Source organism: Lysinibacillus sp. ACHW1.5 (genome assembly GCF_022014815.1).
Taxonomy (GTDB): domain Bacteria; phylum Bacillota; class Bacilli; order Bacillales_A; family Planococcaceae; genus Lysinibacillus; species Lysinibacillus capsici.
Genome location: NZ_CP091777.1, coordinates 913,355 through 937,986, shown reverse-complemented (window position 1 = coordinate 937,986; position 24,632 = coordinate 913,355). Strand labels below are relative to the sequence as shown.

The following is a 24,632-nucleotide window of genomic DNA, read 5'->3' as shown; positions in this document are numbered from 1 at the left end:
CCCCCTCTATGAGTTATTTGAAAGCGCTGAAAAATGTAAAATTGCTGCTGTGCTATGTGGAAAATTTTTAGCTTTTTTGGTTAATACGATATATTCATTCATTTTCACTTGCGAAGGCTCCCCCTTTATATGCCACTCATCAAAGCGAAAACCAAGGACAACGGTTTGCTGCTGTACTGTATTGACATGAATAAATCGTATATAACGCTGATAATCTTCTGAAAACATAGATACATTGTACGGATCTGTTTCTTGCCATTTCATTAATGATTCCCGGAACGCTGAAGGTAAATGTGGTCTCAAAGCAGTATAGGAAACAAAATGAACCGGCTTTCCTGATAATGGCTCAATGGCTTGATTTCCTGTATCTACAAAGGCAGAAAGTGGTATTTTTGCCCCAAAGATTGTTAAAGTTGTATCAAATACAAATTGACCACTTAAGCGTTCTAGCTTTACAAAACCCCATTGCTTATAAAATGCAATAAGATTTAAAACTGCAAGCAAAAAGCAAATCATAATGAAATGGGTGGCAGAAAGATTTTTAAAAAAAGGTTGTAGCGCTGTTAACAATCCGCCAATGACGATCGTTGCTGTTAATACAATCGGTCCTTGCTTCTGAAAGCTTCGAATCTTAAAGTGAAACGCTATACCAATTAACAATATAAAACTCAGAATTGTCGTCCACAGCATTTGACCGCCAATGACAGCTACAAAACTACTACAAATAGAACTCATTAATAATCTTGAATTTTTTACAAGGACTCCTGTTACTCTTGCCGTAAACGTGAGTATCGCTAGATTAAAAAGCGTATTAATGAGCACCAGCCATTCTCCATACATAACAGCCGCCTCCTACTTACAAAGTTAGCACGTTACTCCCACAAATATTGTCAAACAATCGCATCATTTCCTAAAAATGTTTTGACAAAAAACATGGTTTCCTTACACATTCGAACATCATGGCAGTCAATATAAAAAGCTCGTATTTTACATATGTAAAATACGAGCTTTTTAGAAGTTAATTAACCACGATTTTTGCGGTTACGTAAAAATGCCGGAACCTCAAGCATGTCATCCTGTGCATAATTTTGCTGATTTTGACGTGGCTGCTCATGTTGAACATGCATTTCTTGTCGTTGTTCACGAATAGGTGCTTGTTGCTGTGGAGCAGATTGTCTGTTCATGTTAAGTGTTGGTTTTGCTGTAGGTCGTTGTTGCTGTAAAGCTTCCTCGGTGAAGCCTGTCGCAATAACTGTAACAATAATTTCATCTTTAAGATTTTCATTAATTACAGAACCGAAAATCATATTTACCTCTTCATCTGATGCAGAAGCTACGATATCTGCTGCTTCTTGTACTTCAAATAAGCTAAGATTTGAACCACCTGTAATGTTCATAAGAACACCTTTAGCGCCATCAATGGATGATTCAAGCAATGGACTTGAAATAGCTTTCTTTGCAGCCTCAGAAGCTCGGTTTTCCCCTGTTGCAATACCAATTCCCATTAAAGCTGAACCTTTGTTGGACATAATCGTTTTCACGTCTGCAAAGTCTAAGTTAATAAGACCAGGTGTAGCAATTAAATCTGAAATACCTTGTACACCTTGACGTAATACATTATCGGCTTCTCTAAAGGCTTCTAACATCGGTGTTGATTTATCAACTATTTGTAGTAGCTTGTCGTTTGGTATCACAATCAGTGTATCTACTGCTTCTTTCATACCGCCAATTCCACCGATTGCTTGTGTTTGACGTTTACGACCTTCAAAAGTAAATGGACGAGTGACAACACCTACTGTTAGGGCTCCCAATTCACGTGCAATTTGTGCAATCACTGGAGCTGCTCCAGTACCCGTTCCGCCGCCCATACCAGCAGTCACGAATACCATATCGGCGCCTCTTAAAACCTCTTCTAACTGTTCTCTGCTCTCTTCAGCAGCTTTTTTTCCTACTTCTGGATTTGCACCTGCACCTAATCCACGCGTTAATTTAGCCCCAATTTGTAGCCTTACTTCCGCTTTGGATAAATTTAATGCCTGTGCATCCGTGTTAACTGCGATAAAGTCAACACCCTGTACACCATGTTCTATCATTCGATTGACAGCGTTGTTACCGCCGCCACCAACACCTATGACCTTTATTACTGCAAGTTCGTCAACACTTGTATCAAATTCTAACATCTCTTTTTCCTCCCACGGTAACTCGACTCTGTATCATTCATTACGCATTCTAGTTAATCAAAAAACTTATCAAATAATTTTTTTGCTCTCCCAATTACGCTTTCTTTTGGTTCTGAAGGTGCAGAATACTCTTGCTTTTTGCTTATAGCTGGTTGAGCCCCTACAACTGCATATTCAACAGGCTGCGTATTCGTACTTTTACCGTAAAAATCATCTTCTAAATAGGCGTAACGAATAAGTCCAACTGCCGTCGCAAATGAAGGCTCTCTAACACCGATATAATCGGGTGTATAGATTCTAACACGCGTTTGTAGAATTTGACGTGCTAATTGGGCAATCCCCTCAAGCTTTGCAACACCACCAGTTAAAACTACACCGCCTGGTAAATCTCTAACACCTAAACGTGCTAATTCATCTATAACTAACTCTAGTAATTCTTCTAATCTAGCACCGATAATCTCCGATATATAGCGTTGGCTGTACTGATCAGTAGAATCTGTACCCACGACAGGCACTTCAAAGAGTTCATCATCTGATGCGTCATCATAAAAGGCATGTCCAAACTGGTGTTTAATTTGTTCTGCTTGTTCTGTTGGTGTTTTTAAAACGATTGAAATATCTTTCGTTATATGATCACCACCAACTGGTATGACACCCGTATGCGTTAATAATCCCTCTTCAAAAACTGCAATTGTTGTAGATCCGCCACCTAAGTCAATGAAGGCAGTTCCTTGGTTTTTTTCATCTTCTGTTAATGCAAAGTAGCCTGATGCTAATGGCTGCAAATATATTTCTCGTATACTTAAACCCGCTCGCTCAACACAGCGAAGAACATTGTGTAAAAGCGTTTTGGATGTCGTTATCATTGTTGCATCCATTTCAAGACGGATGCCAATCATACCACGAGGATCTTTAATTTCATCAAGGTTGTCCACAATAAACTGTCTTGGAATGATGTTAACTAATTCACGTTCAGGAGGTATTGACATGACTTGTGCAGATTCTACCACTCTGTCTAAATCATCATCTGTAATTTCTCTATTTTCACTATTTACAGCGACAACACCTTTAACTAGCTGTAACATCGTCTGGTTAGCTGGAACGCCTAAAACGACTTCATGGATTTGATAACCAGTCATTCGTTCGGCCTGTTCTATTGCTTTTCGAATAGATTGTACTGTTGCGTCAATATCAACAATCGCACCTTTTCGAACTCCATTCGACTTTACATTTCCGACGCCAATTACATGTAATTGCCCGTCACTCATTTCACCTATTAATACCTTGACAGAGGAGGACCCAATATCAAGGGAAATGTATAAATCTTGCTGATTCAATTCGCTGCACCTCCTTGAAAAATGCTCTTGTTTTCATTCTATTGTAAACTTCGCATAATGTCTAAGCAAATCGAGTATTTTGGTCAATTTTTCTCTCATTCTATGGAAGTTTTTTTCCGCTTGTGACGTTTCTCATCTAACCGAGTTAGTAATATACGCCTAATGATTGCTATATTTTGGAATAAACGTACTCCGAAAGCGAAAATCGCTGCTAAATACAAATCTATCCCCAAATTCACTCCTATAAAAGCTAATCCTGCTGCTAGAACTATATTAAAAAAGAATCCTGATACAAAAACTTTATCATCGTAAACTTGCTGTAATTGAGCACGAATACCTCCAAATAATGTATCTAAAGCTGCTAAAACAGCTATTGACAGATAATTTTCATACATAGAGGGGATTTGTATATTTGTTAACAAGCCAAGGGCAAGTCCAAATATCAAACCTAAAAATGGTAGCCACATATATTAATCTCCTTTTTTTACCTCTGCTAAATAATCATTTGTCAACGGCTGATCAAATGCTGGAAGTTGTAACTGTTCAATTGGTTCTTCAATTACTAAATTAAAATTGTCTAAATAAAATGAGTCTATAAATGTTGAGGCCAGCAAGGAATTATACATTTTTTGCGCTGCTTTATAATCGCTTGTCCCAACAAATATCTCAAATGAAGGCGAAGACAGTGGTATACTGTTTACCGTTGTCTTACCATTGATATCACGTATGGCTGTTGTTTGTACTACACGATTACCATCAATTGAGACATTAGTAGCATTGTTCTTAAAAAGGGTATTCAATAATTGAGTTAACAAATCAGGTGAAATCTCTTGAATTTCATAGCCCATTTCTATCAGTTCAGGTGCAGGTTCAACTCGAAGTACAACACCTGGCCCTATAACTTCTGTTAATCCTGCTTGCAGCTTTAAACGATTTAATGTTTCATTTAAGGCTGCTTGCTGATTTACTTTTTCAGATTGCTCATAGCGATCCACTACTTCATGAAGTGAGCGAATTTCTGCCAGTAGTGCGGAATGTCTTTGTTTTTCTTGTGCTAATTCCTCTCTTATTGCCCAAATATCTCGTGTATCTCGCTCAGCTGGTTTTTGTATGGTATTGTATTGTACCGCTATCATCAAACCGATAATAAATAGCACGATCGTTATTCGGGTGTACATATTTCTTTTCAAAATAGCCCCTCCTAGACGTATCGTATGCCCCTCAGAATACGACTTTGCATTGTATAATTTTCTACAATCGACTATATAACTGGAGGCTAAATTAAACATGAAATTTAAAGTATAGAACTTGTCCTAACTTTCTATTTTTACTTTTGGCATGGTAAGCTTCTGATTTTCTTCAAGTGACACCACAATATTGTCATTTAATAATTGATCCACCACGCCCCCGTTTAAGTTTAAAGAAGCTATTAATGTATCTGAATCACCAACCGCTTCGATCACAAACGGAGCTGGATGTTGTGTACCATCAATTGTTATTACTGGGCCATTACAGCGAATATAAGAACTCGCTAATACACGTTGTCCATTAATAGCAATAGCTTGTGCGCCTGAAATTTTTAGTTCATTTAACAATTTAAATACATGACTTTCATGGACAATATAGTCATTTGGATTTAAGGATTTTGGATCATAGTCTCCATCTTGAAGGGTTATACGTATGCCCTTCCCCTCACTCTTTAGTTCACCGAGTAAAAGCCGTAAATCTTCTGCTTGCTCAACAAGCTTCTTATAGTCCTTTTCGTTTGAAGCAAAGGATTTTTCATACTTTCGAATTTGTTCTTGTAAATTATTTAGTTCTTCCGTGAGTTCTTTATTGCGCTCTTGTTGAGTGATTAGCTCCTCACGATAAGAATCTTCTTGCTCAAAAAGCTCAGAATTAAGAGTGCCTGCTTCTCGATTATCTTTCGCCTGGTTGTATGAATAGCCGATGATAAATCCTGTTGTTACACAAACAATTAGTAATTCGAATTGTTTTCTAGTAAAAAAACTACCTTTGCTATTCGTCTTCTTGTTGTTCATCTTCTGTCACTTCCTGGTTAACCATTTCACCATCTGCATTTACTTCCATGTCAATACTAATCTTGTTGTATTCCTCGTTAAAGGGACGATAGTATGAACCGACCTCTAAATCAATCACACCTTTTTCTAAGTTAGCAATTTGTGCGACAATAGAGGGGTAGTAATTTAACTTTTCCGCTAGTGTCTGAATAACAGCACGTACTTCGTAGCCATCATTCATATAAAGCTTGACTGCATTTGGATTTGCTTCATTACTATTCGTGTTAACCTGAGAAATTAAAGCTAATACTTCTGGCTTTAATTGTGCTAGCTGTTCAACAAGCTTATTAATTGTCTTTTCACCAGTTATCCCGATAAAAACAGGTGCATCAATGGGTGTATCATTTCCCGTTTGTTCAAAGCGCTTGCCGTTTTCTAGCAAAGGATAATAAGTCCCATCTCCAGCTAAGTACGCAACTTTTTTCCATTCTTTAATATCAATTGTTACGCCTTGTAGCCAGTTACGGTTAACCTGTACTTCTTTTACCCATTTATCCTTTAATAAAATCTGCTCAATATCTTCCACTTTGAAACTCCACATTGATTTTCCTGGTGCAAGAGTACTTGCCTCCAAATAATATTGGTCATTCGCTAGCTTAGCACCATTGACTGTAATTTTATTGATGTTACTGTATGGAGACTGAAAATAAAGGAGTACTGCTAACACAATAAAGAAAAGTAATATTAGCACTATAAATTTCCGGTTTGTACGCTTTTTTCGTCGCTTTTTTAGCGTAGGTATGCGTTCTTCTATATCAATTACTTTCTCCACAAAAGTACTCCTCCTTTATATTTATTTCGCTAATTGATAAATAATACCTATTATTAACCACATTGTTACTAAAGATGTTCCACCATAGCTAATAAAAGGTAATGTAACACCCGTTACTGGCACTAAACCTATTACTACGGCTATATTTAGAAAAGCCTGCACCATAAGCATTGTGACTAGCCCGATTATCGCATAATAGGACGTTCGGTTTTTAGCCTGTACAGCAAATCTGTAGCCTGCATAAATCGTTAGTACAAAAAGCGCTAAAATAACGAGGCCACCAATCAATCCGACTTCTTCTAAAATAATGGCGTAAATAAAATCATTTTGAGGCTCTGGTAAATACAGAAACTTTTGTCGGCTTTGTCCAAAGCCATGCCCAAAAATTCCTGCTGGACCGATAGCCATTAAAGATTGCACCGCTTGGAACCCACTAACCAAGGGATCAGCCCATGGATCAAGAAATGCTTCTATACGCTTTAGACGATAAGGCGCTGTCGCTATGAGACCTACTAATCCAGCGACGCCAGCAAGCATAATCATAGCGTATAGTTTGAGCGGATAGCCAGCGACAAAAAACAATAAAAACACAGATACAACGAGAATAAATACTGAGCCAAAATCCGGCTGCAACATGATAAGAACAACAGGAAGTAACAGGATGAAACCATGTCGCCAGTTAACAACAGGAGTGCCCGTTTTATGTTGGGCTAATATATGGCTCAAGTACACAATGACGGTAATTTTCGTTAGCTCTGCTGGCTGTATTGTTAATGGACCTACACCAATCCAGCTTTGCGAACCATTTCGCACCAATCCTATACCAGGAATCAGTACAAGAACGAGTAAAATTAACGAAAATATATAGGCCATTTTCCAAAAGGACTGCTCTCTCAAAATATTTAATCGAATCGTGATTAAAAATACGATAATGGCTACCACAAAGTATACGCTTTGCTTCACATAAAACGGCATTTTTCCACTATAATGAACGGCACTCCAATAGGTACCTGCAGAATAGACGAAAATAATGCCGATTATTGATAGCATCAAAGTTGTGACGAGCAATAAGTAGCTTTCTTTACCTCTCAGTAATGCCATCCTTCCAAGTCAAGTATATTCTAAAATAGTTACAGGCTCATTACAGCTTCATTACAGCATCAATAAAAACATCTCCACGTATTTCAAAGCTGTCATATTGATCCCAACTTGCACATGCTGGAGATAGTAAAATAACATCTCCTTCTGAAGACATCGGTGCTGCATATTGAACAGCATCTTCTACATTTTGAGCAATGACGGTATGTTCGACACCACACGATTTTGCAAATTCTACAAATCGTAAGCCAGTTTCTCCAAACGCAACAACACCCTTTACATGACTCATACAAGGGCGAAGTTCTTCGAAAGAATGTCCACGATCTAAGCCACCTGCGAGTAAAATGACAGGAGCTTGGAAAGCATCTAAAGCACTCTTTGTCGCTAAACAGTTCGTTGCCTTAGAGTCGTTGTAAATCTTACGACCGTTCCATTCACGTACGAATTGTGTACGGTGTCTAACTCCACCAAATGTCGCTAAAACCTCTTCCATCTTCTCTTTGTCACAGCCAACTAAAATACAGGCTGCCACAGCTGCTAGGATGTTTTCTAAATTATGCTTACCAGGCAAGGCAATGCTCGCGCGATCCATGTATGGTTCACCTTGCCAATAAATTGTTGTATCATCTGCACTAATCCCATTTGCAGTACGCCCCTTCGAACTGAATGGAATCTTCTGTGCATGAGATTGTGCTGCATATCCAACCACTATCGGTTGGTCGGCATTATAAATAAAATAATCACTGTCATCTTGATTACGAGTTACGCCAAACTTCGCTTCAGCATAGTTATTAAATGTTCCATGATAATCTAGATGCGCATCATAAAGATTTGTCAAAATAGCAATTTTAGGCTTAAATGTTTTGATCCCCATCAATTGGAAAGAAGACAATTCTGTTACAATGATGTCATCTTGATTAGCTTCTTTTGCAACGCCACAAGCAACTGTCCCAATATTTCCAGCAATTAACGGATTTTTACTTCCGTTACTTAACATGTCGAATATTAAAGTTGTCGTCGTTGTTTTGCCATTTGAGCCTGTTATACCAATAAATGGTGCATCACTAATTAAAAAAGCTAGCTCAATCTCTGTCCAGACTGGAATCTCTCGACTAAGGGCATCAGCCACAATTCGATTGCTATAAGGTATACCTGGATTTTTTACCACTAACTCAAAGCCTTCATCAAGTAAATCTTCAGGATGGCGACCACAGATTACAGTAATCCCCTTCTGTAATAGCCCTTGTGCATCTGGACTTTCATCAAATGGTTTTGAATCATTTACTGTTACAAATGCACCAAGCTCATGTAAAATTTCCGCAGCGGCCACACCACTTTTTGCTAGACCTAACACAAGTACTTTTTTATGTTGTAAATCTGTATAGTTTTTCATTAGAACGCCTCCGATAAGACTGCAATTAATGCTACTGCTAAGGCAGTTGACCAGAAGACAAGCACTACTTTCCATTCTGACCAACCCGATAATTCAAAATGATGATGAATAGGGCTCATTTTAAAAATACGCTTTTTTCGAAGCTTAAAGCTACCTACCTGCAAAATAACGGAAAGTGTTTCGATCACAAACACTAAACCAACTAGTAAAAGCAAGAATTCTTCTTTTACTAAGACAGATACCATAGCCAATGCTCCACCTAATGCTAATGACCCCGTATCCCCCATAAATACCTTTGCAGGATTTGCATTAAATAATAAAAAGCCTAATAAAGCACCTGTTACAGCAAACGAAAATAGTGCAATATCTGCCTGACTTTGGAATAGTGCAATAACACCGAATGCTGCAAAGGCAATGGAGGCAGTACCCGCCACTAGCCCGTCTAGTCCATCTGTCAAATTCACTGCATTGGAGAAGCCTACTAACCAGAAAATTAAAAAGGCTACATAGAATACGTCAAGATCAATTGTCCACTCCGTAAAAGGAATAGCTAACGTTGTATCAAACGATCCTACATGTAGAAGGAAATACGCAAGAATAGCAATAACAATTTGACCAATCAATTTTTGAAGAGAGGTTAAACCTAAATTTCTTTTAAATACAACCTTTAAACCATCATCTAATAAACCTATTAAGCCGAATCCTGCTAATACTAATAAAAGTACTACGGTCTGTGTCGTTAATAAATCTAAAAAGCTACCTACACCAACAGTTGTTAGGAGGATGGATATTAAGAAAATGATTCCCCCCATTGTTGGTGTACCAGCTTTTTTCATATGTGATTTTGGTCCCTCTTCTCGAATACTTTGCCCAAACTTGAGACGACGAAGAAGTGGAATACTAATTGGTGCCAGGATAACTGTTACTATAAAAGCAAGAGCTAAAATGGTAAGTGTTGTTGCGAGTTTCATTGAAAAATCTCCTTTAAATCTTGTTTCACTTTCTTCTTTAAGAAAAAAGCATTAACTTTCATTTTATTATTACTACCCTTCATAATAATAGTGGTTCTTTCCCAATTTTTAAAGGTAAAGTTATTTTAGTTCTCCAAATATAAATGAATGGTACCATCTTGTTTGATAACACTATCCACTTCAGGTAATTGATTACCAATTTTAGTCCCTTCTCCATGCCATTCAATACGGAATGGATAAAATTGCTTGGCAATATCATCCTTTGTTTGACCAATAAAATTCGGTACCTTCACAGTAATTGGGTCACCATAACGATAATCCTTTTCCAGTTGTTCCTTCGATTTTTCAATACCTACAAAAGGCGCAACATCCTCAATAATTTGCCCCACTATAGGTGCTGCTACAACACCACCAAACTGGGTTGTCTTTTTCGGATTGTCAACAGCTACATAGACAACAATTTGCGGATTGTCTGCTGGTGCAAAGCCAATAAAGGATACGATGTATTCTCCACTTTTATAACGGCCATTTTCAACTTTTTGTGCTGTACCAGTTTTACCACCAATGCGCAGTCCATCTCGAAAGGCTTGTCGACCTGAACCATTCGCTACTACTGATTCCAAAGCACCTCGAACCTTAGCAGAGGTTTCTTCACGAATTACCTGATTTTTAACAACTGGTTGTGTTTCTTGTATGACTTCTCCTGTATTTGGATTAAATACCTTTTTCACAACATATGGCGTATAAAGCTTGCCTCCATTTATGGCAGCAGCTACTGCTTGAACTTGTTGAATAGGTGTCACGGCTACCCCTTGCCCGAATGAAGTGGTGGCCTGCTCAACAGGACCAAAGGCATCCTTAGAAAATAAAATACCCGATGCTTCACCAGCTATATTAGACCCTGTCTTTTTTCCAAAACCAAAGTCTTTAATATATTGTAGTAGTCGTTCATTGCCTAGGCGCTGACCTAATTCTATAAAGCCTGGGTTACAGGAGTTCTCAACCACCTCTAAAAAGGTTTCATGCCCATGTCCTTCACGTTTCCAACAGCGAAGCTTTGCACCCGCCACCATCGTATAACCTGGATCATAAAAGGTTTCATGCTCCAAATCCACTAGGTTTTCTTCCAACGCAGCACTAAGGGTAATAATTTTAAAAGTAGAACCTGGCTCATACGTCATCCATACAGGTAAATTTCGATTGTAGATGGCTGGCTCTACTAATTGATATTCAGCTGGATGGAAAGTAGGATAAGAGGCTAATGCCAAAATTTCGCCAGTGTTTGGATTCATCGCAATCGCTAGTGCTTGGTCAGCTTCATAGCGCTTCATTGCTTGCGACATCTCACGCTCTACGACTTGCTGTACATCAACGTCAATTGTTAGCTCGATCGTAGCACCATCCTCTCCTGCTTTCCAAGCACTTGAAACATTAGGCAAATTATTACCTTTTGCATCTGTAAAGAGACGGATCGCAGAAGAATTAGCCTGCAGAAATTTATCATATTCATATTCTATTCCAGCTAATCCTTGGGCATCATACCCTGTAAAACCTAAAAATCGAGATAATAGCGTGCCGTAAGGATAATCCCTAGAATAATCAACACCACTATATAACCCTTCAATTTGCATGCCTTGTAATTCTACTGCTTTTTCATAAGGTATATTTTTGCCTTCAGGTGCTAGTTTCACTAAGTACGCTTTTTTTTGCATTTTCTCTAATAGCTTCGCCTTATCCACTTCGAGAACCTGGGCAATTTTTTCAGCAGCTCCTTCAATATCATTGCTTTGTGAAGGCATGAAATATAAAGTAGGCGCTAGCTTATTAGTTACAATACTCTCTCCATCTCGATCTGTTATATGCCCTCGTTCATTCGCAAATGGAATTTCCCTGTCCCAGTTCTCCTCTGCCTTGGTAGTCAATTCTTTTTGATCTAACACTTGCAAAAAGAACAACCTAACAACAATTGCCACTGCTACACACATAAACAACACATATAAAATACGTAAACGCTTTTTAGAATGGATAGAAATCCACTTCATTCGACATCACACCTTGTTTTTTACAACGTATGAAATAAAGTGGACTTCTATTCAGTATTATTCATCCTCTACTTCTTCAACTTCGCCCTCAGAGGCAGCTTCAACGTCTTGTACAAAGCTTTCGGCAGGTGTTTTAAGCTTAACAACAATCGGGGAACTATCAGTGATGACGGTTCCAGCTGAAACGCTTTGACTTGCTACAAAACCTTCGCCGAATATTTCCATCTCGAGTCCAGTCATAGATTTGAAGACTAGTAAATTACGTAATGACCAATTCGTAAAGTCTGGCAATGTTACCTCGCCATCTGTCTTTAAAAATACAAAACTACCTTTTACCAGTTTTTGAGTGTTCGATGGATATTGTTCAATAATTTTACCACCACTACCAACAACAATTGGTTGTAAACCATCATTGGCTAATTCTACTTCAACCGCTTCAGCACTTTGACCTGTAAAGTCCTGAATGCTGACTTTATTGACATGTTGAACATCGTCTGGGTTGATATTAAGGTGCTTTAAGCTATTTAACATAACTGGATTAAAGACTTTTGATACTGGTACAGATCCAAGCTCATTGTTCAGCTTAGGTTTTTTCACTGAGACATATACAATTAGCTGTGGATCATCTACAGGAGCTAAGCCTAAAAATGAATAAAGGTATTGGTTTGAAAGATATCCACCACTAGCTTTCGGAATTTGGGCAGTCCCCGTTTTCCCTGCAACCTCATAATCCTCCAATATAAAATCCTTCGCTGTCCCATGTTTTGATGTTAATGTTGAAGCTAGGATTTCTCGTACTTGTTTCGCTGTATCAGCTTTAATCGGCTGTCCTTTTTCAACTGGTTCATGATTTTGAATAATTTTCCCTGTAGAAGAATCAACAATACGGTCGATAACATACGGTTGCATCATCTTGCCATCATTCGCAATAGCAGTCATCGCTTGGATTAACTGAATAGGTGTTACTGTTGAACCTTGGCCGTAAGTTGTTGTTACTCGTTGAATAGGGTACTTCGATAAAATAGTACCCGCTGCTTCATTCGGTAAATCAATTCCCGTTTTGTGCCCAAAACCAAAGCGATCCAGATAATCAATAAATACGTCATCGCCAATCTTAGTTAATAAATGGGCCATACCAGTATTGGCAGAGCGTTGAAAACCTTCTAAATAAGTAATTGGACCCCAACCATATCTATTGTGATCTCGAATCGTACGGTCAAATACTGTATATGAACCTGACATAAACCTATCATTCGGTGTCCATTTTCCAGTATCGATAGCTGAAGCAAGCGTGAAAGTTTTCATCGTTGAGCCAGGCTCAATTGTCTCCTCAATCACCTCATTCAGCCACTTCATATTTTGACTTTCACGTGTTTCTGGGTTAAATGTAGGACGCTGTGACATTGCTAAAATCTTCCCAGTCTTCGGATCTGCTACTACCGCGGTCATGGACTCAGGATTATATTCCTGTTCAACCTTTGTCATTGCTTCCTCTAAGAAGCTTTGGATTGTTTTATCAAGTGTTAAATAAATGTCGTCCCCATTTTTTGCAGGTGTAATCATTTTCTCACTGTTTGGAAGCAAATAGCGGAAAGCATCTGTCTCATATTCCACCTTGCCATTAACGCCTGTTAATTCTTTATCATACGTATATTCTAGACCCATTTCTCCCTTGGTTGTAACCGTGCCATCTTCATTATCTTTTTTGAGAGCATAGCCAATTAAATGAGAGGCAAATACACCATTTGGATAATACCGTTTTAAGTCACTCACAAAGAGAATTCCTGGTAATTTTTCTTCCTTTATTTTACTCATGACCTCGTGACTAATGCCACGGCCTGCGCTACCAAACTCAACTTGATATAAAGGTTCACCATCACTTCTATATCGATTGTTCAATTTTTTAACAATCTCGTCTTCCTTTTCCTTCATCGCTGGAATATATTTCGCTAGTACTTTTGCCGTTTTCTCCGAATCTACTACATGTCGAGGATTCTTTGGATCTGTTGTAGCCTTTTCGCTTACAATGGCAATCATGCGATAACTCAATGTATCCTCTGCAATTACTTGTCCATTTTGATCATAAATCTTCCCACGATTAGCTGTAATTACACTTTCCTTACCATACTTAGCTGCTGCTCTCGCTGCAAGCTCTTGTCCTTCCACTTCACCTGTAGCCTGTAATGTCACCATTCTTGTGAATAATAGAAAAAAGAGCCCTCCATAAAAAATTAATAATAGAAAGGCTCCCCATTGGAATCGAAATCTCTTTTTTTTCATTCTCCCGGCACTACCTTTACATTTTTCTCATTTTGAGTTAAACCGAGTTCTTTGGCTTTTTTCCATATGTTTTCGTATGTAGAAAGTTCACTTACACGAACCGTTAAGTCAACATTCTGTTTCGCAATCTCTTCTGCTTCTGATTCGATTTTTTGAATGTCTATACTTGTTGTTTGAATCGCTGCTTGTTTATTTAATACAAGAATTCCTAGTACAGCAATAATGCCAATTAAAACAATTAGCATTGTCTTTTCAAACTTCTGGTTCGTTTTTTTACGACGTATGATAGTGGGTTGTGGACTAGGTGGTGTTATCGGTTGTTGCACTTGTTGATGTTGGTGCTGTTGCCTTACACGAACTGCTGCCATTTACTCACGCCCTTTGTCGTTAATTTTCTCCACCACTCTAAGCTTCGCTGAACGCGCACGATTATTAACTGCCAATTCTTCATCAGAAGGAATAATAGGCTTTCGTGTAATAAGCTTTAAAGTTGGCTTCATGTCATCAGGAATTACAGGTAAATTTGGCGGTAATTCCGGTAATGATGACGCTTCCTTAAAGATTGTCTTGCATAGGCGGTCCTCCAATGAATGGAACGTAATGACACTAATGCGCCCCCCTACGTTAATCATATCAATCGCATCGACTAATGAATCCTCTGCTGCGCCTAGCTCATCATTAACAGCAATTCTTATTGCTTGGAAAATGCGCTTTGCCGGATGTCCACCTTTTCGGCGTGCCGCTGCTGGAATACCCTCTTTAATTAATTCTACAAGTTGACCAGTTGTTTCAATCGGCGCTGTTTTTCGTGCCTCTTCAATTTTACGAGCAACTTGTTTAGAAAATTTTTCTTCTCCATAACGGAAAAATATACGAACAAGATCTTCGTATGCCCATTGATTAACAACATCTGATGCTGTCAGTGTTGCAGTTTGGTCCATACGCATATCAAGTGGTGCATCGTGGTGATAACTAAAGCCTCTCTCAGGTGTATCTAATTGTGGAGAAGATACGCCTAAGTCATATAAAATACCATCAACCTGCTTAATGCCATGAGCTAATAGTTCTTCTTTTAAGTAACGGAAATTCGAATGGATAAATGTAACACGCTCTATATAAGGTGCTAATCGAATTTTCGCATTTTCAATAGCCGTCATATCTTGATCAAAACAAATTAAGCGGCCTTTATCTGATAATTGTTGTACTAGATATTCACTGTGTCCCGCACCACCTAGTGTACAGTCCACATATACACCATCAGGATCTATGTTCAACCCATCAACAGTTTCTTTTAATAACACGGTTGTATGATCGAACATACCACTCGCTCCTCTCAGGCCTTAACCTCATTCAACTATCACGTTGTAATGCCTATTACAAGTTAAAAATCAAAGCCAATCATATTTTCTGCAATTTCATTAAAAGATTGTTCAGACTCACTAAAGTAAGCTTCCCAAGCATCCTTAGCCCAAATCTCGATTCGATTTGAAACACCCAACACCACACATTCTTTTACTAAATGCGCATGTTGCATAAGGGTAGTTGGAATATTGATACGCCCCTGCTTGTCTATCTCTACCTCTGTTGCTCCAGAAAAGAAAAACCTCGCAAATGCTCGTGTATCTTTTTTGGTCATTGGTAAACCTTTTAATTTCTCTTCGAGTTTTCGCCATTCATTCATAGGATAGCCAAATAGACAGTTATCGAGACCTCTTGTGACAACAAACGTTTCGCCTAAAGCTTCACGAAATTTTGCCGGTACGATTAATCGCCCTTTCGCATCAACGGAGTGTTGATATTCTCCCATGAACATACTACTCACCCCACTTTATTAAATAATGTACCACATCCCCCCACTTTCCTCCACTTTTTTTAAAAAAAACTTGACATTTTATCACTTAATATGCAATTAGACCTTTAGGAATTTTTTTGACATGTGCTAAATGATACAAAAAAAGAGCCACCCCTGGTAGGATAGCTCTTTAAATACTATTTATCTCGACATTATTCATCAAATTCACAGGATATCAAATTACTAATTAGGTAAAAAGTATCTATTTTTATTTTTATAAATAAAGTAAATAGTGGTGTTTACCGATACTATAATTTTGCTTCAGCATTTCAGTAATTAACATAGGTCCAAACTCATTGAAATATTGATACGGATTAAAGGATCTCTCTTGGAAACCATCATTAGGATATAATTCATTTTGCAGTGTCATAAATTTACGAATCGTCGTTTCATGCTTACCCAATACAGTTTGTTCAATTTTTTGCTGTAGATAGTCAAATTGCTTCGCATGATTTTCTTGATTTTTTTCAAGAATCTTATCTAATTGCAGATGCTGTTTCTCTAAATAGGAGGCTAGCTCTTCATATTTTTCTACTAACAACTGCTGCATAGCTTGAATTTGGCGTTTGGCTTCACTGTCCTGTACATCTGCAATAAAACGTTCTTTCAGGTGTAATGCTTTCCCTTCCCATACGTCAGTAACAGTTAGTTGATGCTCGCGTAATAATTGCTCTACATGACGAGTGACAATAGTTATATGTAGGCGCGGAGCAAAAATCGGCATTTGTAAATCTAACACTGAAAATGCATTTTTCAGTGTCGCCCAATAAGCTAGCTCTCCCGGGCCACCAACAAACGCCAATACTGGCAATGTCATCTCCTGCATCAACGGGCGAGTTACTACATTATTACTTAAACGTTCAGGATGATTATGCGCCACTTCTAATAGCTCTTCTTGTGTAAATTTAAGGTTTGCCGCTAAATTAACAAACAGATCATTTTTTCTTTCTAAAAGATGTCGCTCCCCATCTTCTACGTAAAATAAATTAGCGGCTTCATATGTTGCTAAAATAGGCTTACCATAGCCAGCACATTCAAGCTCTTGCTCCTTTTCCGTTACTACTCTAGCAATTTCTTCATTGGATTGAATGATTTGAGCAAAATATTTATGTTCAAATTGACGGAATTGAAAGTTGGCGGCATCGATTAATAATAAGCCTTCTTCTTTGAATAATTGATTCATTAGACAGGCAAAGAAATCTGTAAATGTTTCACTATTGTTCAATGCGTCAACTAATTGCTTAATCAACGTTTCTGTATACTCTGTTTCTCCAATATCACGAATAATTGTATTAATTAATTGCGTCATCGACTCTTTGTTTAGGGTTGTTGCAGAAGCCATCGTTTTACGTCTAGAGCGCTCTCCATAAGCTCTTTTTTTCAGCAATTCCCCATGGACCGTATAGGTGTGATTGATTTCTTCTAAGTCATGATCTTCTCCAGCTATCCAGAAAACAGGAATAACAGGCTGTTGAAGCTTCGTACTTTGCTCTTTCGCTAATGCAATAACTGAAATAGCTTTATGAACGGAGTAAAGAGGGCCTGTTAAGATACCTGCCTGTTGTCCACCAACTATTACCATAGCTCCTTGCTCTAGTTGTTCTAAATGTTCATTCGCTTTTTTTGATAACCCCAGCGGCTCCATAAATTGACGGATGATTGTAGTTAATTCTTTTTGATCACGGGAATTTCGCGCTAAATGCTCCGCTCTTTTCTCAAAAGCTTGATCATTGTATTCATACTCAAAAAATTGATGAATGGCAGTATTTGGCGACCAGTAATCTGCTAGTACATGATTTTTTATAGGTACTTGGATTGACTCCAGTTTCATTTAACATAAACTCCTCTACTCACTAAATCATTTCCTTACTCATAACAAGAAATTGAATTTCATTCATACTATGCACATAAGGCTTTCAATGTCGCCTTGACATTCAAATTGCTCAAAAAATCCGCGGCATCTATTAGCGGCTTTTAGGCAACAATGTTGCAGCAGACATTTCGATTTAAAAGCCATTGCTCTCCCTCGAGAAGGATTTTCTATACCTAACTTTGCTTTCGGTACAAAAAACATGTGCTGGTTCACTTCCTCATGTCACTGAACTACGCTTCTAGTTACGAAGGTTTATGAATGCAATCCATATTCTCATCCCATAGAATGATTTTTATAACTATTTTAATGCTATTATTTTAACGCTTAAAGCTTCAACATGAAAAGAAAATGCTTAGACAACCTGTAAATATTCCATAATGGATTGAATAACACCCACGATACATATCACTAGATAAGCTGTACTAAGTATTAAGAATAAAAAACGCCAAATTTTCTTTAATAACGGCTTTACTTCTATTTCCTTTTTAGTTCGCCAATCAATATATGTAAAAATCATAGCCATCATTATCGCGAGTATCACCAAAAGAGCCCCAACATTCACACGCCAAAGTACGCCGATGGCTAACGGAACAGAAAAAAACAAGCACAATGTCGTAACATCAGAGGCTGCTCCAAAAGCATGTGTGCCACGAATTTTAACTTTCCTGCCAACCAGATAAACAATTACGAAAAGAACAATTGGACAAAAAATAAGGATACTAATAACTATATGTAAAAGGTCTTTCAACTTCTTTCACCGCTCTCCTCTATTGCAAGCACTTGATGATATAAAGTACGCAAAGTAGGTAAATTATGACCGTTTGCTAAAGCTTTATTTAGTATGACACCAACAATTGTTTCGATTTCACTTTTTCTACCCTGCAGACGATCCGCTAGCATAGATGAAGTATTGTTGGCTGTTTTCCTACATAAGTCTATCACATCACTAAAAGATATGGTGTGTTCAATTTCTTCAAAAGCTTCTGTAAGCTCTCGATAAATATGTTCTAGCAGTAAAAATGCTTGTTGATTAGTCACTAACTCTCCGTTCTTTACTTGCAATACAGCTGTCAATGGATTAATTAAGCTATTAAGCACCGCTTTTGCAAAAAGCATTTGCTCTGCATTACTAGCCAATTCAATAGGAAATAAGGAATGTTGTAATTGTAGTAGCTGTTGAAAAGCCTGGTGTTCTCCTCGTTCTATCGCTATTTTACATAGTCCTACTCCTCTATGCTGAACCGTCGATTGGTTCATCAATTGAGCTCCAAAGGTCACTGAACCAAAGGCGATATTTTGTTGTGGCAAGAGTAGCGCCTCCTCCAAATGCGCTAAGCCGTTTTGCATAAAAAGCAACGGCATATCACTTGGAAATAAGGCTAATTGATTGTAGAGCTTTTGCAAATGTCCGTATTTAACAGCAATCACTAGTAAATCTTGCTTTGGTAGATTAGCCAAATCTGTAGTAGCAACAATCCTTTGCACAGTTTTAGTCCCATCAACGTTGATACGTGTTAACTTCTTGGCATTTAGTTCATTTACTTGTTCCTGCCTTCTGGCAACCAACGTTACTGGTACACCAGACTCCGCTAAAAAACTTGCTGTTAATTGACCAACTGCCCCTGCCCCAATTATCGCTACTTTCATTGTCTACACCCTTTCCATCTTTACTGATCATTGTTACCTCGGCGTCATTACATCCAGATTGTCCAAAAAACTCGAAACACTCTGTGATACTTTAGAGCAACACGATATTATTCACACCATTAAAGAGGATGACGCACTTTTTGGCGTGCCTCCTATATCAGCAGACTTTAAAACAACCATATAATGCTTCACCTCCGAATAGCATACATTCATAAAACTATAAGAATAAGGTGCCTTAGAATACATCTAAGGCACCTTCTACGCAGGTTCTTTTATTATACAGGATAGACTGATTATTGACGATATACAGAAAGGGTTTTATGTCCATAAAAGAAAAGCAATGTAATTCATGTTCTACAGCCACGTAATCATATTTTTAATCTTTCATTAATGAATAACCTTGCTGAAGCCATTTCACTAGCTTCTCATGCTCATTTTGCAATTCACGATGCTTCATTTCAAGCGTTTGATAAGCCTCCGTTAATTCGTCAAAACTTGTCAACGCTAATTTCAAATGACTTCGCATAGATTGTTGGGGCTGATTTCGCACAGCTAATAGTGACTGACTATATTGACCACGCAATGTTTTATTCCAACGGAAACCACACGCTTGTTTTGTACGACCTAGTTCTATGGCCGCCATTTCAAAGGCCTCTAGCTGTGTTTTGCCATTTTGCACATTATGCAATACGATTTCTGCTAGTCTTTCATCATCTTCCTTTGTCCATTGATCTTTTCTTTTTTTCAATTCCATAATCTATCACCCTCGCATTTTTTACTACTATATGCAAAAGCAAGCAAAATAGAATCATTGCATGAAAAAAGACAGTGATGATGTTTTACTCACATCACTGTCTTTATACATTACTTATTATTCTTCTTTGTCAAGAAATTATTAACCGCTTGATGGTGCGCTTCGCTTTCCCACAACTTTGCACAGGTACGAACTTCTTCCATCACACGCTCATACATATTTCGTTCACGCCACTTTCGAAGCTCAATCTCCTTATAAGCTTTATGAACAGAAGGATGAATCTTTCGCATATGTTCAATAAAATCGTTCAAGGCATCTTCTTTTGAGCCTTCAAAAACACGCATAGCCCACCCTATCTCATATAATAATTGCGCAGGGTAAGGCTTCGCATCCACTAGCATCTTCATTGCACGATCATGACGCAAACCTCGTTCAAATAAATATGTACCACCACCCCAGCCACTTGTAATGGCTAGTGTCCCTTGAATAAATCCGCATTTCGCATGGCTAGCTACTAAACGAAAATCACAAGCTGTTGCAATCTCACAGCCCCCTCCAACAGCAGTACCATTTATAAGTGCTATAGTTGGTACAGGAAGCGTAGCAAGGTCGTATAATATTTTCCCCATTTTACTTAACATACCAAATGCCTCATCCTCTGTTTCCAATGAATGAAACTCAGATAAATCCCCTCCTGAGCAAAACGATTTATCGCCAGCACCAGTCACTACTAAGAAACGCACATCTTCATGCCCACGAATATATGTAATGACTTCTTGAAGACCGTTCATCACTTCATCATTGACAGCATTCCGTTTCTCTTCACGGTTAATGGTAAACGTCATAATGCCATCATGATTGTCAATCGTATAAGACATATCACTACCCCCTTTGTCGCAATGAATAAATTGTATCACACAATTATTTCACTATTGTAAAGAACTTCATAATCAACGAAATATTCCGTCTTTTTAAGCAAACAAAAAGGCTAGTAAAGAGCCATGGTCTCTCTACTAGCCTTTTAAGTGAGCAAACACTGTATTATTTGCTTACTACTTCTTTACCTTTGTATTGTCCGCAAGCTTTGCAAACACGGTGTGATAATTTAGCCTCACCACAGTTAGGGCAAGTTACCATACCAGGTACAGATAATTTGAAATGCGTACGACGCTTTCTTTTTGCAGTTTTAGAAGTTCTTCTAAATGGTACAGCCATTGATGGCACCTCCTTACAGATCGTCTATTCGTCTGTTTGATCAAAATACTTAGCTAGAGCAGCTAGTCTTGGATCCACTTTTTGTTCGTCAGCTTTTTTGTGTAGCTCTACGTCTTCATCTGTTGCATAAGACCAATTTTTACCACCATGCACTTGTCCTTCAGAATCTTCCTTGAACACTTGCATTGGTACCTCAAGCAAAACTAATTCCTCAAGAACCGGTTTCATGTCGATGACTTCACCGTCAATATAGTGAATGTCTCCGTCATCGTCTCCTCGTTTATCTTCGTCAATCCAGCTAAAAATTTCAACTGTCTCAACTTCAATTGGAAACTCAACATCCTCCCATGTGCGAGCACATGGTAGTGTTAACGTTGCTGTCACAGTTAACTGACATGTCATTTGCGATGCACCAAAAGTACATAGCCCTTTTACATGAACGGGCGAAATTGCTCGAATATCCTGGTTTCGCTCCATCACTTCGTCCAGCTGGACAAAGGCATCGATTGGCATCCCGTTTTGGCGGTATTTAGATAATTGATGAATTGACCATTTCATTCGTTTAATCACCTCGAGACAACACTGTTGATTATATAATGTGTAAAAATAGATGTCAAGATAATTTCTTGTCACCACTTTAAAACCCACCTATAATTATATACTATGAGAAGTGTATTTACTCCTAACAGTTTAAAATAAAGACACAAATTATAAGGGGGAGAAGCATGCAAGCAGTTGGAATTGTTGTAGAATATAATCCTTTTCACAACGGACATGCTTATCATTTAGAACAGGCTAAAAAAGCAGCACAGGCAGATCTCGTAATCGCTGTTATGAGCGGCACATTTTTACAACGTGGAGAACCTGCCATGGTAGATAAATGGACACGTACTAAAATGGCGCTTTCTGGCGGTGTAGATATTGTTATTGAACTGCCTTATGTCTATAGTACAGCACCTGCCACAGATTTCGCAAAAGGAGCCATTTCCTTATTAAGTGCTGTTGGTTGCAACTCTTTTGCCTTTGGAAGTGAAGACGGCTCTATTCAGCCCTTTCTAAACACTTTTGAGCTGATTGACAGCCACCGTACAGAATATGACCAGTTCATTAAAGACAGCCTTAAAACAGGTGCCAGCTACCCAAAAAGCCTACATTACGCCTATGAACAGCTTTCTCAGATGTACCCTGCTCCATACATCGATCTTGCACAACCAAATAATATATTGGGCTTTCATTATCTTGAAGCAGCGAGGACACTTAACAGCAACATTAAACCACTAACAATTCCTCGCGTTGCAGCAGGATATCATGATGCTTTAAAGGAAGATGCATCAATCGCCAGTGCCACTGGCATACGTAAAGCCCTTGCCTCTACAAATTCTTTACAAAGTGTACAAAATGTTGTTCCTACTGCTACTTTTGAATATTTAACTGACTGGCATACAAAGTATAACCAATTTGCAAGCTGGGAAACATTTTGGCCGTTATTACAGTTCACCATTGTAAGACATGCTCCTTCAGAGCTTACTCGTTATGCAGAAGTAACTGAGGGCATAGAAAACGCAATTGTCAAAGCTGCCAAAACCAGTTCTACATTTTATAGCTTTATGGAAAAAATAAAATCTAAGCGTTATACCTGGACCCGCCTTCAACGGATGATAACACATATTTATACAGGGTTTACCAAACAGCAGCTTCAAAGTTTTAACGCGCCCTCCTTTATTCGGCTATTGGGTATGAGTTCGATGGGACAAGCTTATTTAGGACAGCAAAAAAAGAATATAGAATTACCCTTAATCAGTCGAGTTGCAGCTACCAATGATGCGATGTTAGCTATCGATATACATGCAGCAGAGCTTTATAATTTAAGTATCGAGCAAGGAACAAAGAATCTTACGCTGCCGAAGGATTATCAAACACCACCTATTCGTTGCTAAAGGCATCAAAAGGGATGCTAAGGTCCTCTTAGCATCCCTTTATATTATTTTGGTTGAAGTTGCTTTAAATAATTGATAGCATCGTCAACGCTCTTCACTGGAACGATTTTCATTTTTGTTTTAATCTCTTTTGCCGTTTTGACAGCCGTTGCATAATTCGATTCTAGCTCTGGATACTTCGCCTTCATTTCTCGAGAGATTTCATCATCTGGTGCAAAAAAGATTTCCATGCCGTCACGATCAGCGGCAATAACTTTATAGTCTATTCCACCAATCCTGCCAACGGATCCATCTATTAGCATTTCACCTGTACCAGCAATTGCATAGCCTTTTGTTAAATCTTCATCAAGCAATTGGTCTAATATTTCAAGTGTAAACATCAGTCCAGCAGAAGGTCCACCGATATCCTCTGTTTTCATCGTTACCTTCGGATTAGTTTCAATCGATTTGCTTTCAGTATAGGAAATACCTAAACCCGCTCTATGTTCTTGGGCGTTAGGAATTTCCTGTAGTGTAATAGTCTCCTGATGTTGTTCTTCATTACGTATAAATTGAATGGTTACCTTATCGCCAAGCTGCTTAGGTTTTAATAGATCCACAAGCATTTGCTGGCTAGTTATTTTTTGACCATCAACCTCAACAATTTCATCTCCAGCTTTTAAAATACCGTCCGAAGCTCCTCCGTCTAAAACGTTTAATATAAATACACCATTAAAAAGAACCTTTGTCTCTAGCCCTGCTCTTTGAAAGGCTACATATTTGGCATTAAATTGTGAATCGGACATTAACTTTAACTGTCGAATATTATATTCCTCATCATCCTCTAAAGGATTTCGTACTTGTTCAATATCCATTAGCTTTTGATATTTTTGAACTTTTGCCCACAAATACGAAAATGGTGTGGCTTGCTGCATAGCAACTGTCATTAAACTTAAAGACCCCTTACTATCTGCCTCTTTACTATCCACAGTAACAAATTTACTGACATCGTAGGCACTTCCAGGTTTCATAATATACGCGTCTAGTCGGTATAACATCATACAACAAATCACGACTATTAACACTGCATAAATACCAATTTTTTTCTTCACTTGAAAACACCTCCTAGGACGCTTGCAAAACCATACGTTCATGTTTTTGCCTTTCTCACATATATTGATTTTAGCATTTGCCTATGTGAATGACAAAAAGTTGAAACGA

The 24,632-nt window shown here is 38.3% G+C and carries 24 protein-coding genes; 1 reads left to right on the top strand and 23 read right to left on the bottom strand.

Annotated elements, in window-relative coordinates; genetic code table 11:
* Positions 1–6: 6 nt before the first annotated feature.
* From L6W14_RS04320 to L6W14_RS04215, 22 genes are all read right to left on the bottom strand, one after another.
* The gene (locus tag L6W14_RS04320) at positions 7–840 is read right to left on the bottom strand and encodes a sigma-E processing peptidase SpoIIGA (protein ID WP_237899551.1); all 834 of its coding nucleotides are present in this window, start codon (positions 838–840) and stop codon (positions 7–9) included.
* A 182-nt stretch (positions 841–1,022) separates the two neighbouring features.
* Positions 1,023–2,180, bottom strand: a complete 1,158-nt coding sequence (gene ftsZ / locus L6W14_RS04315) for a cell division protein FtsZ (RefSeq protein WP_004224858.1) — start codon at positions 2,178–2,180, stop codon at positions 1,023–1,025.
* Positions 2,181–2,233: 53 nt separating this feature from the next.
* Positions 2,234–3,517 (bottom strand): cell division protein FtsA, encoded by a 1,284-nt coding sequence (ftsA, locus tag L6W14_RS04310; RefSeq protein ID WP_004224856.1) that lies wholly within the window; start codon positions 3,515–3,517, stop codon positions 2,234–2,236.
* Positions 3,518–3,612: 95 nt separating this feature from the next.
* Entirely contained in the window at positions 3,613–3,984 is a 372-nt protein-coding gene (locus L6W14_RS04305; RefSeq protein WP_004224852.1) for a small basic family protein, read from the bottom strand.
* 3 nt (positions 3,985–3,987) lie between these two features.
* Positions 3,988–4,707 (bottom strand): DUF881 domain-containing protein, encoded by a 720-nt coding sequence (locus L6W14_RS04300; RefSeq protein WP_237899549.1) that lies wholly within the window; start codon positions 4,705–4,707, stop codon positions 3,988–3,990.
* A gap of 123 nt (positions 4,708–4,830) precedes the next feature.
* Positions 4,831–5,559 carry a DUF881 domain-containing protein gene (locus L6W14_RS04295; RefSeq protein WP_131521626.1) on the bottom strand — a complete coding sequence of 243 codons (729 nt, stop codon included), beginning with the start codon at positions 5,557–5,559 and terminating at the stop codon, positions 4,831–4,833.
* Positions 5,537–6,370: a cell division protein FtsQ/DivIB gene (locus L6W14_RS04290; RefSeq protein ID WP_048394656.1), complete on the bottom strand. Its 834-nt coding sequence runs from the start codon at positions 6,368–6,370 to the stop codon at positions 5,537–5,539. Before L6W14_RS04290 ends, L6W14_RS04295 begins: the two co-directional genes overlap by 23 nt.
* A 21-nt stretch (positions 6,371–6,391) precedes the next feature.
* Positions 6,392–7,471, bottom strand: a complete 1,080-nt coding sequence (gene ftsW, locus L6W14_RS04285; RefSeq protein WP_131521627.1) for a putative lipid II flippase FtsW — start codon at positions 7,469–7,471, stop codon at positions 6,392–6,394.
* 40 nt (positions 7,472–7,511) lie between these two features.
* A complete protein-coding gene (murD, locus tag L6W14_RS04280; RefSeq protein ID WP_131521628.1) occupies positions 7,512–8,861 on the bottom strand; it encodes a UDP-N-acetylmuramoyl-L-alanine--D-glutamate ligase in 1,350 nt (449 codons plus the stop codon).
* Positions 8,861–9,832, bottom strand: a complete 972-nt coding sequence (gene mraY, locus L6W14_RS04275; protein ID WP_131521629.1) for a phospho-N-acetylmuramoyl-pentapeptide-transferase — start codon at positions 9,830–9,832, stop codon at positions 8,861–8,863. The genes murD and mraY overlap by 1 nt, the downstream gene beginning before the upstream one ends.
* A gap of 125 nt (positions 9,833–9,957) precedes the next feature.
* Complete coding sequence (locus tag L6W14_RS04270) at positions 9,958–11,874, bottom strand: stage V sporulation protein D (RefSeq protein WP_103117543.1); 1,917 nt, start codon at positions 11,872–11,874, stop codon at positions 9,958–9,960.
* Between the two features lie 57 nt (positions 11,875–11,931).
* Positions 11,932–14,154, bottom strand: coding sequence for a penicillin-binding protein (locus L6W14_RS04265; RefSeq protein WP_131521630.1), 2,223 nt, complete (start codon positions 14,152–14,154; stop codon positions 11,932–11,934).
* Positions 14,151–14,522: a cell division protein FtsL gene (gene ftsL, locus L6W14_RS04260; RefSeq protein ID WP_004224836.1), complete on the bottom strand. Its 372-nt coding sequence runs from the start codon at positions 14,520–14,522 to the stop codon at positions 14,151–14,153. Before ftsL ends, L6W14_RS04265 begins: the two co-directional genes overlap by 4 nt.
* Positions 14,523–15,473 carry a 16S rRNA (cytosine(1402)-N(4))-methyltransferase RsmH gene (rsmH, locus tag L6W14_RS04255; RefSeq protein WP_048394669.1) on the bottom strand — a complete coding sequence of 317 codons (951 nt, stop codon included), beginning with the start codon at positions 15,471–15,473 and terminating at the stop codon, positions 14,523–14,525.
* 62 nt (positions 15,474–15,535) lie between these two features.
* A complete protein-coding gene (gene mraZ, locus L6W14_RS04250; protein ID WP_048394670.1) occupies positions 15,536–15,967 on the bottom strand; it encodes a division/cell wall cluster transcriptional repressor MraZ in 432 nt (143 codons plus the stop codon).
* Positions 15,968–16,220: 253 nt separating this feature from the next.
* Entirely contained in the window at positions 16,221–17,837 is a 1,617-nt protein-coding gene (gene bshC, locus L6W14_RS04245) for a bacillithiol biosynthesis cysteine-adding enzyme BshC (RefSeq protein WP_131521631.1), read from the bottom strand.
* Positions 17,838–18,231: 394 nt separating this feature from the next.
* The gene (locus L6W14_RS04240; protein WP_131521632.1) at positions 18,232–18,627 is read right to left on the bottom strand and encodes a DUF3397 domain-containing protein; all 396 of its coding nucleotides are present in this window, start codon (positions 18,625–18,627) and stop codon (positions 18,232–18,234) included.
* Positions 18,624–19,526, bottom strand: coding sequence for a ketopantoate reductase family protein (locus L6W14_RS04235; protein WP_237899540.1), 903 nt, complete (start codon positions 19,524–19,526; stop codon positions 18,624–18,626). Before L6W14_RS04235 ends, L6W14_RS04240 begins: the two co-directional genes overlap by 4 nt.
* Positions 19,527–19,902: 376 nt before the next feature.
* On the bottom strand, positions 19,903–20,280 hold the full coding sequence (locus L6W14_RS04230) for a transcriptional regulator (protein ID WP_004224822.1): 378 nt from the start codon (positions 20,278–20,280) through the stop codon (positions 19,903–19,905).
* A gap of 110 nt (positions 20,281–20,390) precedes the next feature.
* Entirely contained in the window at positions 20,391–21,158 is a 768-nt protein-coding gene (locus L6W14_RS04225; protein WP_016992547.1) for an enoyl-CoA hydratase/isomerase family protein, read from the bottom strand.
* Positions 21,159–21,321: 163 nt separating this feature from the next.
* Positions 21,322–21,495: a 50S ribosomal protein L32 gene (rpmF, locus tag L6W14_RS04220; protein WP_004224819.1), complete on the bottom strand. Its 174-nt coding sequence runs from the start codon at positions 21,493–21,495 to the stop codon at positions 21,322–21,324.
* A 24-nt stretch (positions 21,496–21,519) separates the two neighbouring features.
* Positions 21,520–22,053: a YceD family protein gene (locus tag L6W14_RS04215; protein WP_004224818.1), complete on the bottom strand. Its 534-nt coding sequence runs from the start codon at positions 22,051–22,053 to the stop codon at positions 21,520–21,522.
* Between the two features lie 167 nt (positions 22,054–22,220).
* On the opposite strand from L6W14_RS04215, the gene L6W14_RS04210 reads away from it, so the two are divergent.
* Entirely contained in the window at positions 22,221–23,432 is a 1,212-nt protein-coding gene (locus tag L6W14_RS04210; RefSeq protein ID WP_237899537.1) for a nucleotidyltransferase, read from the top strand.
* Between the two features lie 44 nt (positions 23,433–23,476).
* Here L6W14_RS04210 and L6W14_RS04205 read toward each other — a convergent pair whose 3' ends face one another.
* Positions 23,477–24,523: a SepM family pheromone-processing serine protease gene (locus L6W14_RS04205; RefSeq protein ID WP_131521635.1), complete on the bottom strand. Its 1,047-nt coding sequence runs from the start codon at positions 24,521–24,523 to the stop codon at positions 23,477–23,479.
* Positions 24,524–24,632 lie beyond the last annotated feature (109 nt).

What these genes read in the sequence shown, in the direction of transcription:
- murD (WP_131521628.1), bottom strand. Translation starts at nt 8,861, where the DNA reads ATGAAAAACTATACAGATTTACAACATAAAAAAGTACTTGTGTTAGGT.
- L6W14_RS04225 (WP_016992547.1), bottom strand. Translation starts at nt 21,158, where the DNA reads ATGTCTTATACGATTGACAATCATGATGGCATTATGACGTTTACCATT.
- L6W14_RS04210 (WP_237899537.1), top strand. Translation starts at nt 22,221, where the DNA reads ATGCAAGCAGTTGGAATTGTTGTAGAATATAATCCTTTTCACAACGGA.
- ftsZ (WP_004224858.1), bottom strand. Translation starts at nt 2,180, where the DNA reads ATGTTAGAATTTGATACAAGTGTTGACGAACTTGCAGTAATAAAGGTC.
- L6W14_RS04265 (WP_131521630.1), bottom strand. Translation starts at nt 14,154, where the DNA reads ATGAAAAAAAAGAGATTTCGATTCCAATGGGGAGCCTTTCTATTATTA.
- mraY (WP_131521629.1), bottom strand. Translation starts at nt 9,832, where the DNA reads ATGAAACTCGCAACAACACTTACCATTTTAGCTCTTGCTTTTATAGTA.
- L6W14_RS04235 (WP_237899540.1), bottom strand. Translation starts at nt 19,526, where the DNA reads ATGAAAGTAGCGATAATTGGGGCAGGGGCAGTTGGTCAATTAACAGCA.
- mraZ (WP_048394670.1), bottom strand. Translation starts at nt 15,967, where the DNA reads ATGTTCATGGGAGAATATCAACACTCCGTTGATGCGAAAGGGCGATTA.
- L6W14_RS04320 (WP_237899551.1), bottom strand. Translation starts at nt 840, where the DNA reads ATGTATGGAGAATGGCTGGTGCTCATTAATACGCTTTTTAATCTAGCG.
- rsmH (WP_048394669.1), bottom strand. Translation starts at nt 15,473, where the DNA reads ATGTTCGATCATACAACCGTGTTATTAAAAGAAACTGTTGATGGGTTG.
- L6W14_RS04270 (WP_103117543.1), bottom strand. Translation starts at nt 11,874, where the DNA reads ATGAAGTGGATTTCTATCCATTCTAAAAAGCGTTTACGTATTTTATAT.
- ftsL (WP_004224836.1), bottom strand. Translation starts at nt 14,522, where the DNA reads ATGGCAGCAGTTCGTGTAAGGCAACAGCACCAACATCAACAAGTGCAA.
- L6W14_RS04295 (WP_131521626.1), bottom strand. Translation starts at nt 5,559, where the DNA reads ATGAACAACAAGAAGACGAATAGCAAAGGTAGTTTTTTTACTAGAAAA.
- L6W14_RS04305 (WP_004224852.1), bottom strand. Translation starts at nt 3,984, where the DNA reads ATGTGGCTACCATTTTTAGGTTTGATATTTGGACTTGCCCTTGGCTTG.
- L6W14_RS04230 (WP_004224822.1), bottom strand. Translation starts at nt 20,280, where the DNA reads ATGGAATTGAAAAAAAGAAAAGATCAATGGACAAAGGAAGATGATGAA.
- bshC (WP_131521631.1), bottom strand. Translation starts at nt 17,837, where the DNA reads ATGAAACTGGAGTCAATCCAAGTACCTATAAAAAATCATGTACTAGCA.
- L6W14_RS04215 (WP_004224818.1), bottom strand. Translation starts at nt 22,053, where the DNA reads ATGAAATGGTCAATTCATCAATTATCTAAATACCGCCAAAACGGGATG.
- ftsW (WP_131521627.1), bottom strand. Translation starts at nt 7,471, where the DNA reads ATGGCATTACTGAGAGGTAAAGAAAGCTACTTATTGCTCGTCACAACT.
- rpmF (WP_004224819.1), bottom strand. Translation starts at nt 21,495, where the DNA reads ATGGCTGTACCATTTAGAAGAACTTCTAAAACTGCAAAAAGAAAGCGT.